The organism is Streptomyces violascens (genome assembly GCF_014649955.1).
Classification (GTDB): domain Bacteria; phylum Actinomycetota; class Actinomycetes; order Streptomycetales; family Streptomycetaceae; genus Streptomyces; species Streptomyces violascens.
In genome coordinates, this window is record NZ_BMUA01000026.1 from 47,249 (window position 1) to 61,511 (window position 14,263).

The 14,263-nt window shown below is 68.5% G+C and carries 14 protein-coding genes; 4 read left to right on the plus strand and 10 right to left on the minus strand.

Going from position 1 to position 14,263, the window contains the following annotated elements; genetic code table 11:
- Window positions 1-6: 6 nt before the first annotated feature.
- Complete coding sequence (locus IE206_RS33715) at window positions 7-228, plus strand: hypothetical protein (RefSeq protein WP_189968993.1); 222 nt, start codon at window positions 7-9, stop codon at window positions 226-228.
- Between the two features lie 54 nt (window positions 229-282).
- On the opposite strand, the gene IE206_RS33720 is transcribed toward IE206_RS33715, so the two are convergent.
- Window positions 283-945, minus strand: a complete 663-nt coding sequence (locus tag IE206_RS33720; RefSeq protein ID WP_189968995.1) for a lysophospholipid acyltransferase family protein — start codon at window positions 943-945, stop codon at window positions 283-285.
- Window positions 946-1,198: 253 nt separating this feature from the next.
- On the opposite strand from IE206_RS33720, the gene IE206_RS33725 reads away from it, so the two are divergent.
- Window positions 1,199-2,185, plus strand: a complete 987-nt coding sequence (locus IE206_RS33725; protein ID WP_229853269.1) for an ATP-dependent DNA ligase — start codon at window positions 1,199-1,201, stop codon at window positions 2,183-2,185.
- 53 nt (window positions 2,186-2,238) lie between these two features.
- Here IE206_RS33725 and IE206_RS33730 read toward each other — a convergent pair whose 3' ends face one another.
- The 6 genes from IE206_RS33730 to IE206_RS33755 form a co-directional block, all read right to left on the minus strand.
- The gene (locus IE206_RS33730; RefSeq protein WP_189968997.1) at window positions 2,239-2,466 is read right to left on the minus strand and encodes a hypothetical protein; all 228 of its coding nucleotides are present in this window, start codon (window positions 2,464-2,466) and stop codon (window positions 2,239-2,241) included.
- A gap of 49 nt (window positions 2,467-2,515) precedes the next feature.
- Window positions 2,516-3,382 (minus strand): DciA family protein, encoded by an 867-nt coding sequence (locus IE206_RS33735; RefSeq protein WP_189968999.1) that lies wholly within the window; start codon window positions 3,380-3,382, stop codon window positions 2,516-2,518.
- Window positions 3,379-4,671, minus strand: coding sequence for a helix-turn-helix domain-containing protein (locus IE206_RS33740; RefSeq protein ID WP_189969001.1), 1,293 nt, complete (start codon window positions 4,669-4,671; stop codon window positions 3,379-3,381). Before IE206_RS33740 ends, IE206_RS33735 begins: the two co-directional genes overlap by 4 nt.
- A gap of 190 nt (window positions 4,672-4,861) precedes the next feature.
- Window positions 4,862-5,212 (minus strand): hypothetical protein, encoded by a 351-nt coding sequence (locus IE206_RS33745; RefSeq protein WP_189969003.1) that lies wholly within the window; start codon window positions 5,210-5,212, stop codon window positions 4,862-4,864.
- Window positions 5,212-6,036: a sortase gene (locus IE206_RS33750; protein WP_189969005.1), complete on the minus strand. Its 825-nt coding sequence runs from the start codon at window positions 6,034-6,036 to the stop codon at window positions 5,212-5,214. The genes IE206_RS33745 and IE206_RS33750 overlap by 1 nt, the downstream gene beginning before the upstream one ends.
- Window positions 6,037-6,151: 115 nt before the next feature.
- A complete protein-coding gene (locus tag IE206_RS33755) occupies window positions 6,152-7,117 on the minus strand; it encodes a prealbumin-like fold domain-containing protein (protein ID WP_189969007.1) in 966 nt (321 codons plus the stop codon).
- 874 nt (window positions 7,118-7,991) lie between these two features.
- On the opposite strand from IE206_RS33755, the gene IE206_RS33760 reads away from it, so the two are divergent.
- On the plus strand, window positions 7,992-8,750 hold the full coding sequence (locus tag IE206_RS33760) for a helix-turn-helix domain-containing protein (RefSeq protein ID WP_189969009.1): 759 nt from the start codon (window positions 7,992-7,994) through the stop codon (window positions 8,748-8,750).
- 613 nt (window positions 8,751-9,363) lie between these two features.
- Here the strand turns inward: IE206_RS33760 and IE206_RS33765 are convergent.
- Together IE206_RS33765 and IE206_RS33770 are read right to left on the minus strand one after the other, a co-directional pair.
- A complete protein-coding gene (locus tag IE206_RS33765; RefSeq protein WP_189969012.1) occupies window positions 9,364-10,851 on the minus strand; it encodes an outer membrane protein assembly factor BamB family protein in 1,488 nt (495 codons plus the stop codon).
- A 189-nt stretch (window positions 10,852-11,040) separates the two neighbouring features.
- Window positions 11,041-11,358, minus strand: a complete 318-nt coding sequence (locus tag IE206_RS33770; RefSeq protein ID WP_229853279.1) for a hypothetical protein — start codon at window positions 11,356-11,358, stop codon at window positions 11,041-11,043.
- Between the two features lie 932 nt (window positions 11,359-12,290).
- Here IE206_RS33770 and IE206_RS33775 point away from each other — a divergent pair.
- Window positions 12,291-12,794, plus strand: a complete 504-nt coding sequence (locus IE206_RS33775) for an NUDIX hydrolase (protein WP_189969017.1) — start codon at window positions 12,291-12,293, stop codon at window positions 12,792-12,794.
- Window positions 12,795-12,876: 82 nt separating this feature from the next.
- Here the strand turns inward: IE206_RS33775 and IE206_RS33780 are convergent, their stop codons facing one another.
- A complete protein-coding gene (locus IE206_RS33780) occupies window positions 12,877-14,115 on the minus strand; it encodes an MAB_1171c family putative transporter (protein ID WP_189969019.1) in 1,239 nt (412 codons plus the stop codon).
- Between the last annotated feature and the right edge of the window lie 148 nt (window positions 14,116-14,263).

The window sequence follows — 14,263 nt, forward strand, 5'->3', positions numbered from 1 at the left end:
GTCGTCATGGCCCGTCATGAGTACGCCGACGGCCGCGTCGTCGTCCAGGTCGACGTCCAGCTGCCCCGCCAGAGCGCTGAACGGGAGGCTGGGGTCTACGTCCGCTTCTACCGCTGGCCGCAGGATGGTCTCCGTGTCGCCCACGCCAGCACCAGCCGGCCTGCCCACGATCGCATTCCCACCCGCGCAAGTCCCTCCCAGCACAGCATCGACTCGGCCGACGCATAGGGCAGCTCATTGTCACGTGGCCGGATGGGGCGAGCCGAGTTCGTCTTCGCCGGGTTACGCAGTGAGTGCGGAGGGTTCGCGCAGCTGGGCTGCCGCAGTGCGCCACGCGGTGGTCACGGCACTCCGGGCCAAAGCCGTCCGTGCGGTGTGGTCGCCGGTCAGCTCCAGCGGTGTCCCAACGTGAACGTGCAGGTCCGGCCGACGCAGTGGCGCAGTGGCCAGGCCGAGGAGCTGCTTGGCGGTGCTGCCGGAGGTCACCCGCCGGGCTCCGGCCTGGCCCACGGGCACGACGGGTGCGCCGGTGCGTTCGACGAGGCGAGCCAGCCCGCTGCGGAAGGCTTCGGGGGCCGCTTCCGCGGCATCCCTACGGCGAGGCAGGCCGCCCTCGGCGTAGATGAGGAGCATCCGTCCTTCCTTCAGAGCCTCGACGGCTCCGTCCAGTGCGGCTGCGGCGCGGTGGTCCTTGCGGTGGACGGGGATGTGCCCTTCGCGGAGGAGTGCGCGTCCTAGCAGCGGGACGCGCCACAGTCCTGCGGTCGCCATGATGACCGGTTCGGCGCCCAGACGGCGCAGGGCTGCGATGACGATGGCGGGGTCGGCCATCGAGGTGTGGTTCGCGGCGAGGATGCTGCCTGGCGCGAGTGCGGTGCCGGGGTCGGTGGTCACCGACAGGCGGCCGACGGCGGGCACCAGGATGTCGGCGATGCGGCTGAGCATGGGAACTCCCTGGTCTCGACGATGTTGTTGTTCATCGTCGGTGGCGGGCTCCGACCATGCGTGAGTTGTCGTACTCATTTTCTCCGCAGGGCTACCCATCGGCCCTGAGTGGCAGCCTGTTACGCGATGGCTGCCGAAGGGCGGTGCAGAGCTGGTCGACGCGGGCCGATGGAGTTGGACAAGGCACTGTCTCGAATCGGCTATCCGGGCGACGACCCCCGCGACCACCTCTCCAGGGTGGAAGACGTCGACCATGCCTTTGACCTGGGAACTACCGGAACCGATGCTCGCGACGCCCACAGAGGATCCAGTGCTGCCGGCTGGTCACGCTGCCGAGCCCAAATGGGATGGTTTCCGGGCTCTGGTGGGCCGTTGGGCAGATGGCCATGTCCAGATTCGCTCGCGCAGCGGCGGCGACCTGGCGGCCGCATTCCCCGAGATCGAAACCGCCGCGGTCGACTTGCCGACCGGAACCGCTCTCGACGGCGAGCTCGTCATCTGGGAGCACGATCGCCTCGCCTTCGAACTGCTTCAACAACGCCTGCACCGGCGCGGGTCAACAGCCGCTCGCGCTGCTGCTCAGTGGCCGGCCCATTACGTCGCCTTTGACCTGCTGCGTCTCGACGCCGTCGATCTCACAGCCACTGCCTACCGTGACCGTCGGGCGGCTTTGGAAGCCCTGTTCGCCAAGCACGGTCTACAGGCTCCCTGGGCCCTGTGCCCCGCCACCACCGATCCGCAGCAGGCCGGCGAGTGGCTGTCGTGGACGGCGGTGGGCATGGAAGGGATCGTCTTCAAGCGCCTCGATCAGCCATATCGGCCGGGCTGGCGGGGGTGGCGGAAGTACCGGTCGAGGCACAGCACGGAGGCATTGATCGGCGCGGTCACCGGAACTCTGTCCGCCCCCGTCACCGCCCTTCTCGGCCGCCTCGATGCCAACGGGCAGCTGCAGTACATGGGCCGCACAACGGTGCTGAACACGGCCGCCCGTCAGGCCCTGGGCGAGCGGCTCCGAGACGGCCACGCTGACCACCCGTGGACGGGATGGTCGTTCTCCGCAGGGTGGGGCTCTCAAGATCAGCTGCACGTGCGACTGGCTGACCCGGTGATCGTTGCGGAAGTCGCTGTCGACGTTTCCCTCGACTCCGCTGGCCGGTGGCGGCACCCGGTGCGGCTCCTGCGGATCCGCACCGACCTGGCTCCCTCCGACGTCCCCCCGGTCGGCACCGACACGGGGTGAATACGAGTCCTCCCAACCAGCGTCCCGGGGAAGCCGCATGCAGAGGTGGCTCGTCACAGGTGCTCCCAGGAGCTCCAGGGCGATGCCCGCTGGGGTGACCGGGTTCCTGCCGGCGCTGACCTGGCGATGAGTGAGACGGCGAGCAGACGCAGCAGAGCGTCGCGTTGGTCGTAGAGCGCGTCGAGATCGGGGTCGGTGATGGACGAGGCGGTCCGTCGGGCAGCCGGGTCCATGTCGGGGGTGGGGGTGGCGTGTTGGCGTTCGGAGGTGGTTGATGTCACGGATGCCTTCCTTCGTTCGGTCGCGCCGGCCGTGGGCACGACGGGGTGGTCATGCGGGGCGGGTCTGGTTGCGGACTTTGCCGTCCAGGAGTGCGCGGCGGGTGAGGTGGTAGCCCGTCGAGGCCGCCTCCCGGGTGTGGAGGGCTGCCTGGTCCGGAGTGCGGGTCTGGGGCAGAGCTCCGACCTCGGCGAGTGTCTGGCGGTATCCGGCGCATCCGTCCTCGCGCGTGCGGACGGGGGCCCGGTCGATAGTGCGCCGGGCGGCTGGCGGGCTCTTCACGAGCGCCATGACGTGTTGGTAGCCGTCGCATCCGTCCGGGCGTGTGCGGGGCGGCGGCGGGGAGGATTCGTCGGGCGGGAGCACGATCGCGGCGCGCGCCCGGTGGTAGCCGGCCGAGGCGCTCTCCCGCGTGCGGACCTCACCACGCGGGGCCGGTGCTGCTGGCTCAGCGGGGGCGGTAGGGGCTTGGGGGGTGCGTGCACCGACGGGCAGAACCCGGATGTGGCGGACCGCTTCGGTACCTGCCGCGGCGTTGGCCTTCTGGATGAGCTGGGCGGTGATCAGGCGGGCCTGGGTGGCCCAGGCGTTACTGCTCGGGACGAGGTCGAGGCGGCCGGTGCGGTGGTCGTAGGCGACAGCTCGCAGGTGCTCGGCGATCTCCGGGGTGGCAATGGTCGGCCATCGGTCCATCACCGATCCGCCCACCGCGGGAGTCTCCCAGCCCTGCTCGGTGACAAGGTGTGCCAGGGTCCTGCCGAGTCCCATGGGATCACGGCCGTTGCGACGGGCTGCAGAGCGGCGCTTCGTGTTCTGCGTGGCCGAGGTGTGGGCGCCGCGTTCCTTGGCGGCCTTCCTGGCGGCTGCCAGGGCGACCCGGGCGAGGTCGACGCCGGCGGGCTTGTCTTCGGTGCTCATTCCGGACTCCAGCGGTGGACGATGGTGCGGCCCAGGCGGGCGAGGTTCTGAACGTGGTTGACCAACGCGGACGTGTAGAGGCGGCGGGCGTACGCCTCGCCGCAGGCGTGGACGGTGGCCCGGACGAGGGCAGGGTCTTTGAGGGCGGCGGCGCGCAGGTCGATGACCTCTTCGCGGGTGAGCTGTTCGAGGTCGACCAGGCCGTCATCGCCGACGGCGAGTTCGCGCTCTTCCTGCGGCGCGGCGGCCGGCTGCTGCAGCTGTGCGAAGGCCGCTGCCACGTCGCGGGCTACGGCGGGGCTGGTGGGCCGACGGCAGTCGTCCTGATGCCAGTCGGTGTGCCGGTCGCGTTCTGCGCGGCGCGCGTCCCGCCAGTGGTCCACGATCTGGGCGCGCTTGGCGGCGGTGTCGTACAGCAGGTGGGCGCCGGTGAGGCGGCGGGCGAGGAATCCGGACGGGCGGTGGACGCGCAGGGCCGGGGCCTCGAGCCCCACGACGGCGATGACCTCGGCCGCGGTCCAGCCGGCATCGGCGACGTGGCGCACGATCCAGGCGATGCGCGGGACTGCGGCGCGACCGAGCCAGCCGATCTGCTGGGTGAGCTCGGCGGCGAGCTGGTAGCGGCGGCCGGTCTGGTTCAGCTTCCGGCGGTTGGTCTTCTTCGGGGAGGTGGAGTTGTGCTGCCCGCTGGCGAGCTTGCTCTCAGAGGGAGAGGAGGTATCACCCGCAGTAGAAGAGCTAGAGGTACTACCCACCATTGGGGTGCAAGACGGCCTGCGCGAAGTGCCCTGAGCCGAGCGGCGGTTGGCCGTCTTTGTCCGCTTCTGGCGCCGGGGGCGGGCCGCTGCGTGGAGCTCCTTCAACAGGGGGATCCGGTCCGGGGAAAAGCCGCGTACGGAGCGGATGAGGGTGTCGGAGGGGCCGGTGCGCAGCCCTGCCGCGTCGTCGAAGGCCGGCGGGATGGTGCGCTCGAACTCGCTGGCCCGCCCCCCGACGCCGCGCACGCGGGTCCCCTTGGAGCGGTAGGTGAGCAGACCTGCCTCCCGCAGCATCGCGAGGTGGTACTGCACGGTGCGCGTCGACAGTTTCAGCCACCCCACCAAGTTGGCGACGCTGGGGCGGCATTCGGTGAGGTGTGCGATCGCTCGGGCCAGGCGCAGGGTGGTGTCGCCGAACTTCTTGGGGCCGTGCGAGAGCTCGGAGGAGTAGGGGCCGTATTTGTAGACCCAGTAGACGGCTTCGAGCCAGGCGTGACCGTTCGGTGCGATGCGTCCGCCGGTCGTGGACATCCACTGACCGCTGGCGGGAACGCGGGAGCTGGCTGCAGCGGGCTCCGTGGCAGGCTGCAGCGGAGCCGGCCGGGGTGGTGCAAGGGTCGTGGGCACAGGGGGGTCCTGGGTTTTGGCGTGCGCGAAATAGACCCGTGGCGGCACGGGCCTGAAGGGGGCGAAGGCGCGCTTGGTGGGTGGCGCCGGTGGGTTAGTCGAGCGTGAAGGTCATCTGGACGGGGTCGGCCGTCTCATCTGGCTGGCTGGGCGGGGCAGATCCGCGAGGGCGGCCGGGGTGAACGCGGGCAGGTGTACGGCACACGATCCGTGGAGTGGCTGGGTTTTGTGCTTCTTCGGCGACCAGCGTCTGGAGGCGGCGTACTTCCTTGGGGGCCAGGCCAGTTGCGTGGCGGACCCTGAGGTAGGAGGCGCCGCGGGTGAGCATCTCGATCGCGATGAGCTCGGCGCGGGCCCGGTCGACGTTGAAGACCGGCCAGGGGCGCGCCGGCAGGACGGTGACCGTCTCGGCCGTCTGCTCCGGTGGGTCGATGTCTTCGGCCACTATGCACCGCCCTTGGCTGAGACGAGGTCCGCCTCCACGACGACCCTCTTGGAATGGCCGGTGGCCGGCCAGCAGGTGACGAGCGTGAGCCTCGCCGCGGTGGGGGTGGCGCCGGGGTTGCCGGGCACCTGCGCGATCACGTCCACATCGGTCGGCGCGACGGTCCGTACGCGGGTGACGGTGTAGGTGTAGGTGATGCGGTGCGCGGTGACCACCTGGATCTCGGCGCCGGCCGTGATGCGGTCGATGCTGCGGAAAGCCGGGTCGGCGACGCCGGAGCGGTGACCGGCGATCGCGAAATTCCCGATCTGGCCAGGCTGTTCGGTGCCGGGGAAGTGACCGACGCCGGAGCGTAGTTGCTGCTCTGCGACGCCGTCGTAGACGGGCTGGGCCCAGTCGGCGCCGAGCGCGGGGATGCGCAGGACCGCCCCGATGCGGCCTCCGGGTCCGGTCCCGTTCGTGGCGCCAACCGTGTGCTCTCCCTGAGCCGGCGGGTTGGCGGCGCTCCAGTCGGACAGGGTCCGGGTGGCGGCGTCGTGGGACGTGCCGGTGGTGTCCGCCACCTTCGTGTCACTGGTGGGCGGCGTGGCGGAGGAGGTCAGCGGGTCCGGTGCCTGCGCGGCCGCGGACGAGGTGGGCTGCGCGGCGGCCGCGGAGTGGCTTCCGGAGTTGTGACCGGTCTGTGCCCACAGCAGGGCGGCGAAGGTGATGCCTGTGGCGGCTACCGCGGCGATCGCGAGGCGGCGCCTGCCGGGGCGGGAGGGGGCGGACTCGCGGGAGTTGACGGTGTCGTCGGACTGGGAGGTGCTGCTCGTGGGGGGCATGAGGGGTTCCTGCGAGTGAGAGCGGCTCGGGCCGGGCCGCTGGGTGGTGAGCAGCTGGTGGCTGGTCACCACCCAGCGGTTATGGGTCCGTGGTGGATGCGTGGCGCAGTGGCGGTCAGGCGCCGGTCTGCGGCAGGACGGAGATGGTGACCGGCCGCGGCTGCGGCTTCGGCTGGTCGGGAATCTTGACGTCCTTGACCGAGACGTCGGCCGTCGTGCCGTCGAGGACGGTCGTCTGCTGGTCGGAGGCGAGCTGGTAGCCCTCGACAGCCTTCACCTCATGCACGGTGTACATGCCTGGGGCCAGATTGTCGGCCTGCCAGTGGCCGGCTGAATCGGTCTTGCCGGTGGCTGCGGTCCTGCCCGCGGCGTCCCTGATCGTGAACTCGACACCCGCAAGCGGCTTGCCCGACTCGGCCGCGGTCTTGGTGACCTTGATGCCGCCCTTGAGGGCATCGACCTTGAGCTGCAACTGCGCCTGGGCGCTGGAGATTCCGCCGGCGAGCAGCATGCGCTGTGCCTTGGCATTGGCCGGCGTGATCGTGCGCAGGGCGTTGCCTGGAAGCGACTTGGCGGTCGCCTTGAGGATGGTGTCGCCCGCCTTGGCCGGGGTGATGCTGGTGGTGGCGACGCCGTCCGCGTTGGTCGTTACGGTGCCCGCGGCGGCGCCGGCCAGGTTCAGGTCGAGCGTGACGCCGGGAATCTTGTGGCCGCTGGCGGAGGTGACGTCGAGGGTGACCACGCTCTTTGCACCGGGCTTGAGGGCGGTGCCAGCCGGCTTGATGTTGACCTTGTAGGGGCCGGCGAACATGGCCGCCTCGGCCATGTAGCCGGTGGCGAACCGCTTCGCTTCGACTGGCACGTTCGGGTAGGTCAGGCGCTGCAGGGCACGCTTGCCGTTGGGCAGGGCGTAGGTGGTGCCGGCCTCGAGGTAGCTGTAAACGGCGGCGTCGACGGCGGCTGCCTGGGCGTCGCTCTTCGCGTCGCCGTACTTGGACAGCACGTACGCGGCGCGGGCGATGTCCTGCGCCGTCGCCGACTTGCCGGTGGCCTTCGAGGTCCAGGCGGTGTTTTCCTGCACAGGGCCGTAGTGACCGGCGGATTCGGGTCCATCGAGCTCCGGATCACCGCAGTATGCAAGGCCGGTGAAACCGGGGAGCTGCGCCCCGGGCGGGCCGTAGGCGCCGATGTGTGAGGCTGCGGGCTTCCCGGAGCTGTCTGGTATCAGGTATCCGGGCCCCCAGCGGTCTGCCGCGCTGGCCGCCGGCGCGAGAAGCACCCCTGCTCCCACCGTGATTGCCGTGCCGATCAGGGCCGACTGGCGAAGGCGGCGGCCCCGGTGGGCGGCTGCTGCGGGTGGTGACACATTCATCCACGTCTCCCGAGTTGGTGACGCCGAACGGCAGGGTTGCCGAGGCCGGGTGAGGCCGGATCCGGCGTTCAAGGTGCCCTGTGGCTCCTTGATCTGATGTGCTGACAGGCGCTGGATGAACGCGGCGCCGAGCAGAGCGCAAGGCGATGCGCCATGGGGCGTGTACGCCCCGTGACCAACGATGTCCGATCCTGCCCGATCATGGAGAAGGGTGTCAACAATTGTTCTTCAGGTGGGGAGAGTTGCCGTCGCCGTCGCACAGGGACGCCACCCCACGCGGGTAGATGCTCCTTCAACTAACCCGCAAAAGGGGGCCCTTGGCGTTGCGCCCTGGCCCGGCCGTCCAGAGGCCGCATCGTCGGCCGCGGCAGGCAGGAAGCCGACACGGGCCCAGTCGGGCCAAAGACACCCTCGAGGGACCCGCACACTGACACAATTGTTGCGACTCGGCGCGGCCGACCCTCGAGGTCACAATTGTTACGATGCGGCGTGACGCAGACTGCCAACGCCCACTAACCTCTGGGCGAGCGCATCTTCACACCGTGCCCACCCTTTGCCCGCCAACCCAGGAGATCCGCCCAACATGAACCCTTCTGACGAGGCTGTCACGCCGGAGGGGATCGGAGTGGCAGACGAACTCGAAGTCGTTCTCAGTTCCGTAAATGACCTGATCAAGGAACTGGGTTACGCCCCCGACGGGTTCAATATCGATCGACTTGTGTATAGGACGGGCATACCCGCCGATCAGGTGGAACAGCTCCTCAACGGAGCGCCGGCGGACGAACCGGAGAACCTCCACAGCTCTGTCCACCGACGTCTCGTCTTCCTTCGCGATACCCGCCGTCGGCCCGATGGTGCGGAGTACAGCTACGACGAGATCGCCGTCAGGCTGGGGATCTCCCGGGCGCAGGTCTACAACGTCTTCACCGCCAAGAGGAACCCTGGCCTGCAGGTCACCGTCGAACTGGAGAAGTTTTTCCGGGTCGAGGCCGGCTTCCTCACCCTCACGGACCGACAGGCACTCGCTCGCGCCCTCAAGCCGATCCGCGAACAGCTCACCTACTTGGCCATGCTCAAGAACAGGGGCGTGGGATACAACCAGCTGGCGCTCCGCAGTGCCCTGGCCACGGATGACGACGCCGCGTGGGGCAAGGAGCTGATGTCCGCGCTCGGCGCTGCCATGGACCGGTCGGAGCAGGAACAGGAACTGCAAGAGCTGACCGACTCGGTACGTGCCCTCCCCAGCCGCAGCAGAAGGCGGATCATCCCCTTGATGCGCGGCATGCTCGGACTGACCAGGGCTGACGAGGACCCGGCTTCCGACAGCAAAGACCGCCCCTGACCCACACCTGCCGGCAGGACATCCAAACGGGACCGAGACCTTGCATCGCTGCGCTGTGAGTTCCTTCCGGCTGGCGGGCTTCTCCGTTTCTCCACGACGCTGGAACGAACAGCAGTAGCGTCACCACTGTGCACGAGTTTCAGGCACCGCCTCTTCGGCTGCGAGACCAAGGGGCACGGCCCGCCCCCGCCAGCACGGGGACGGTCCAGATCGGCCCCTTCTCTCTATCCGGAGGAGGGACCCTTTCCTGTTCCCCGGGCACCTTGCGAAGGGAATGGTCGTCTAACGGGCCAGTCTTGGTAGTGCGGGACGCCGCCTGAGCCTGCGTCGGACGCCGCATCCGGTCACTAGCGCCGCGAGGACCACCATCAGCAGACCGTCCCGCCGTACCATCCCCGAATTCCCTTTCCGTGTCTGCCGTGCCGTCCCGAGCGACCGTTGCTGTCGGTGTTCACTCAAGCAGACCGCCAAGACCGTCGCGTGAGCCTGCGTACTCATCTCGTACGGTCCGGTCCTGGCGCGGATGCGGGCATCCAGATGCGGCAGGGTGCAGTTCCACAGCCGCTTGGGGTGGTGCTTCGCACCACCCCAAGCGCTCAATGGCCTGCCCTGGTCAGTTGGTGCCGAGGACGGCGAACAGGTAGTGCGGGCCTTCGATCTCGTCGCTGGATTTGTCCGTCAGCCGGTCGCCTATGTACAGGCGGCCCTTGTCGTACAGCAGGTCGTCCGCGCGGTTGCCGAAGGACTTCAGGACGGAACTGAGGATCTTGTCGTCGTTGGGGAGCTCCATGAGGACGGTCTGTTTCAGGGTGCTGCCGTCGATGCTGACCACGGCGCCGTGTCCCTGATAGGGCGGGGTGCGCAGGGCGATGACGTTGTTGCCGTCCATACGGATGGGGAAGAGTTTCCGCCCGTCGCCGGCGTCGGCGCGGCCCGGCACCGGCTTGCCGGTGGCGAGGTCGAAGGCGACGAACTCGTTGGTTTGGCCGGGCACGTCGGGGGAAGTGTTGGCGTGATCCGCCGTCGGCAGGAACAGCTTGCCGCCGCCCGCTAGGGGGCCCAGGCAGGTCCCCACCTCCTTTTTGCAGTCGATGGCGTACTTCTCGTCGGGGATCGTGATGTGGGCCAGTTCCTTACCGGTCTTCTCGTCGATGGAGTAGATGTCGGAGATCTTGGCGCCGGAGCCCTCGCCGGGATACCCGCCGACGACCAGGGGCTTGGAGGACAGCACGTGCACGTCGCTGAACGCCGAGGGCACCTTGTACGTGGACAGCGGCTGTCCGGTCGCAGGGTCCAGCGTCTGGACCGAGAGGGAGGGCCGTGCATAGTCGCCGCACCGGCGCACAGCAACCAGCGCCGGGCCTCCCGCGTAGCCGTCGTCCTGGCAATTTTCGGCGTTGGCCGTCGGCTTCCACAGCTGCTTGCCCGTCGCTATGTCCCAGGCGGCGCCTCCGTCGCTCGCACTGCCCACAGCGGCGGTGCCGCCACTGATGGCGATCTCCGAAACAAAGATCTTGCGGTCACCGCCACCGTTGGCGGACACGCCGATAGTGGGCGTGCTGGCGTGCCAGAGCATCTTGCCGGTCGTGATGTTGAACGCCGCGATCTCGTAGCAGTCTCCGACGCCCTCAAATGTGGACCCCTTCTCGCTGTCGTACGCGATCACGGTGATGCCGTCCGCAGTGCTCTGCAAGGTCGTGGCGCACACCTGGGTAGGAAGGGGAAGCTTCCAGAGCTGAGTGCCGCTCGCCCGGTCGTAACCGGTGACCTCCTTGAAGCCAGTCTTGGCGTACGCCTTGTCGGAAAGCCACTCACCGAAGACGCGGTCCCCGAAGCTGTTGCTGACCTTGGGCGCGAACTGGTGGAAGAGCATCTTGGCGGAGGGCGGGGCGGCCTGAGAGGCGTGGTTGCCGTCGTTGCCGTCGGCACCCTTGCCGGCGCTGGCAGCGGGCCTGCTGCTATCACTGTCGCCGCCCGACGTCAGGTACCAGGTGCCGCAGCCGAGTACGAGAGCGGATCCCGCGATGATGGCGACGATCCCCGGCCAGAGCCGGGCGCGCCGCGCGGTCGGAGGGGGAACGTTCGGCGGCGTGGTGGGCATCGGCGGAACAGCCGGACCGAACCTCGCAGGGGGCGGCCCGAATCCCTGCGGAGCACCGGGCGCGGGTGGTGGGGGGTAGCTCATGACGGTACGTACCTCAGCAGAAGGAAAGTTGGCGGCACTCGCCAGAGGCTCCCACCAGCGGAGCCGCCTGGCCGTGGGTGCTGGTGCCGTGTCGGTGGCTGGGCGTCAGGACGTCAGGTCGTTGATGATGTGGGAGAGGGCCCATATCGCCCAGGCCAGAGGGAGCAAGGCGGCCAGAGAACTGGCGCGCCGCAGCACCGGGGTTCCGGGGGCCAGTTGCGGGCCGGGCTGCCCGGGGATAGGCGTGGGCAGTTTGTTGATGTGAGCGAGTGTGAAGCGGTTGATGATGAGGGTGCCGGGGTTGAACAGGACGAGCGACAGGGGCGACCACCAACCCTGCCACATCGTGCTGCTGGTCACCTCGCGGTAGATCGCGAGGCCGCACGTCCGGCAGAACGGCCCGTCCACGCGCGAGAACCGCATCCACATCAACACACCGTGATGTGACCGGAACGTCGCGAACGCGGCCGGGAGCGCACCGCAGATTCTGCACGTCAGAGGCGGTGCCACCAACCCGGGCATGAACGGAGCGGCCCCGGGCGCGGGCGGTCCGAAAGAGCCCGGCTGTGGCGTACCAGGGTGTGGATACGCGGGCTGCGGTGCCATCTGGTGGGGGCCGGGGGAGGGCGGGAAGCCCTGCCACTGGGGGCTGGTCACGGGTGTTTGGTTCCTCGCTCGGCGCCGGCAGGGCTCTGCGCCGTCAACGGGCTGAATGGGAAGGACAGTTGGAGAAGTGCGGGCGGCAGGCGATCCTCGTCGGCGTGCCGCACCTCACTCTTTGTCATGAACGCCACCTTAAACAGCCCCGGGCTCACGCGCCTGAGTACCCCTACTCAGCCCGCGCCTACGGCGTCATAGCTTGGTCAGCCGGATCCCCCTGCTGCGGCGCCGTCGGCGTCTGCGTCGGGTCGCCTCGCCTTGGCGGGGCCGAGCTCGTCCGGGCGGAGTCCTGCAAGGGCAAGGAGGCGAGCCGCGCAAGCCGGCGCGGTCCCACCCTTCCCACCACTCAGATGTGGCGGGAAGGGTGAAGCCCGCTCGTCCGTGTATCTGGCGCGCGAGCCGTCGGCGGGGTCGTTGCCGTACGGGACTCTGAGTTTGTCCTACCTTCCTTCCAAGCGTGGGTCTGAGTCGATCATTCGTAAGATCGGCGGGCCCAGGGGTTTCGGGTATGGCTGTGAGCTTGTCGCCCCTGGATGGCTCAAAGAACTTGGCCGCCCGGAGCCCCGCGACGACTCGACCACTTAACGGGCCTGCCAGTCGCACAGTGATCCGCGATTCCCGCTTGGCAGCAACTGCAGTGCTCCGCGGGTCCCCCGCCATGCGGGCAACCTGGGCCGCTCTGACAGGGTAGGGCCATGGGCGAGTTGATTGAGCGAGTAGATGCACAGGACCACGTCATTGGCGTGGTGGAGCGAGGCGACGCGGTACGCAACGGGTGGCTCTACCGCATGTCCATGGTGCTCTGCCGGGACCCCGACGGGCGGTATCTGGTCCATCAGCGTCCCAAGAACAGTTCCCGCTTTCCGGGACAGTACAGCTGGCTGGTCGCAGGTGCGGTCGGCGTGGGTGAGTCCTACGAGGCCGCGGCCGGCCGGGAACTTGCCGAGGAGATGGGCGTGACGGCTGCCGTCACGCCCCTGTTCAAGTTCCTGTGCGACGGCGAACTCGGCCCCTACTGGTTCGCTGTTCACGAAGCGACGATCGACCCGGTCCAGCTCCAGCCGAGCAGGGAGGAAATAGGCTGGTGCGACTGGCTCGCCGAGCGCGAGCTGACCGTTCTGGTGGACCAATGGCCGTTTGTCAGCGACAGCCGGGACGCATTCGAGCGCTATCTGAAGTACCGCTCCGCGGTCGCCTAATGATCTTCCTGGCTATCGGTTGGCTCAGAGAACAGAGGTGGGGTGGCGCTGCGTTCGGCAGCTCCACCCCACCTCCACTCTGTCAGGCAGCCGGCCGGGCCTCTGTGCCCTCTCGGGAACGCTCAGCCAGCGGGTGATCCAGGGATCGCGCGAGGCGCAGGAGGCGTTCGCGCTCCTCACTCGCTGGTGTTTTCTCCCCCGGCAGAACGACGGGCGGGCCTTCTGGTGGCGCGATGTCCGGGCGGCTCCGCTGGGCGAACTCCTCGCGTGCAATGTGCAGCTGCTGCACGGCTTCCTGGAGTGCGACAGCGGCGGCCAGTGCCTCCCTGTCGGCTTCGGTCAGGTCGGAGGCCGAACGACGGACGTCGTCGATAACGTCCTGTGAGACCCACGGACGCAGTGTCCGGATGCCGTCCAGGATCTCAATGACCCGGCGGTGCAGGTTGAACGAGACATTGGCCGGGAGCTTGCCCCCCTGGCCCGGAGTGCTGTCAGGGTTGAAGGCGAGGTCGTCGTCCACCTGGCCAACGACCAGTTCCCAGAGCGGCTGCAGCGTCGTGTAGTCGCGCCGCTCACGCAGCCAGGCGCCGACGGCCGATCCGGACAGGCCGTAGCACATGATGATGCAGCCGAACGCTCCGAAGGAGGAACCGAAGACGCCTACGGTGTCCAGGGCGTGGCTTCCGCATACTGCCGCGACGATGGCCGGAACCGAGCAGACGACGTAGCCGAAGATGACGAGCATCGCATAGCCGAACGCTGCGAGCGAGTGCTGCAGGCCGGGGTCTGAGACTTCAGCACGCCGACACTGACGGTACGTGTTCAGAGTCCCGCTGGTCAGCGTGGCAAGGAACACCGCGAGGAAGATCAGCACGAAAGGATCGTCCGTGAAGGCGGTGTTGAACTTGAGAGGGTCAGCAGGCCCAGACAGGTCGGCCGCAGCGAACGCCGCCACCATGAGGCACCCCGAGGCTACGTAGCCGACGCTCCACGCGGTGACCAGGTTCCGCCTGCGCTTCGGGACCTCCAGCAGCGCCGAGTCCCAGAGCAGCGTGATCAGATGCACCAGCGCGAAACACGCGAGGATGCCGACATAGACAGGCAGGGTGGCAAAGCTCGGCTGCCCGGTCCAGTCACCCAGGGTTCGGTATCCCACGGGCGAAGCCATCACGTAGACCAGAGTGGCGCAGAACAACATGCTGGTGGTCAGTGCGAGCGTGGTTGTTGGGTCGCGGCGCAGCGCCAGGGCTTTCCACGCGGCTATCGCGAGCGTGATGACCGATATGGCCAAGTAAACGATGTTGGATGCATCTTCAGACACCTCCCTTTTATATAGCCCGCGGGGTCATCAGCACGGCGGCAGGGTCCCGGCTCCAGCAAACCGACAGACGTCGGCTCTATGCCCCGCCCCATGTTGCGCCGGGTGCAGCCGTCGCCACTCTGATTCATACAGGCACTTTCGTACGCGC

Coding starts and splice junctions, on each gene's coding strand:
- IE206_RS33715 (WP_189968993.1), top strand. CDS start 7: ATGGCCCGTCATGAGTACGCCGACGGCCGCGTCGTCGTCCAGGTCGAC.
- IE206_RS33720 (WP_189968995.1), bottom strand. CDS start 945: ATGCTCAGCCGCATCGCCGACATCCTGGTGCCCGCCGTCGGCCGCCTG.
- IE206_RS33725 (WP_229853269.1), top strand. CDS start 1,199: ATGCCTTTGACCTGGGAACTACCGGAACCGATGCTCGCGACGCCCACA.
- IE206_RS33735 (WP_189968999.1), bottom strand. CDS start 3,382: ATGAGCACCGAAGACAAGCCCGCCGGCGTCGACCTCGCCCGGGTCGCC.
- IE206_RS33740 (WP_189969001.1), bottom strand. CDS start 4,671: ATGTCCACGACCGGCGGACGCATCGCACCGAACGGTCACGCCTGGCTC.
- IE206_RS33750 (WP_189969005.1), bottom strand. CDS start 6,036: ATGCCCCCCACGAGCAGCACCTCCCAGTCCGACGACACCGTCAACTCC.
- IE206_RS33760 (WP_189969009.1), top strand. CDS start 7,992: ATGAACCCTTCTGACGAGGCTGTCACGCCGGAGGGGATCGGAGTGGCA.
- IE206_RS33765 (WP_189969012.1), bottom strand. CDS start 10,851: ATGCCCACCACGCCGCCGAACGTTCCCCCTCCGACCGCGCGGCGCGCC.
- IE206_RS33770 (WP_229853279.1), bottom strand. CDS start 11,358: ATGCGGTTCTCGCGCGTGGACGGGCCGTTCTGCCGGACGTGCGGCCTC.
- IE206_RS33775 (WP_189969017.1), top strand. CDS start 12,291: ATGGGCGAGTTGATTGAGCGAGTAGATGCACAGGACCACGTCATTGGC.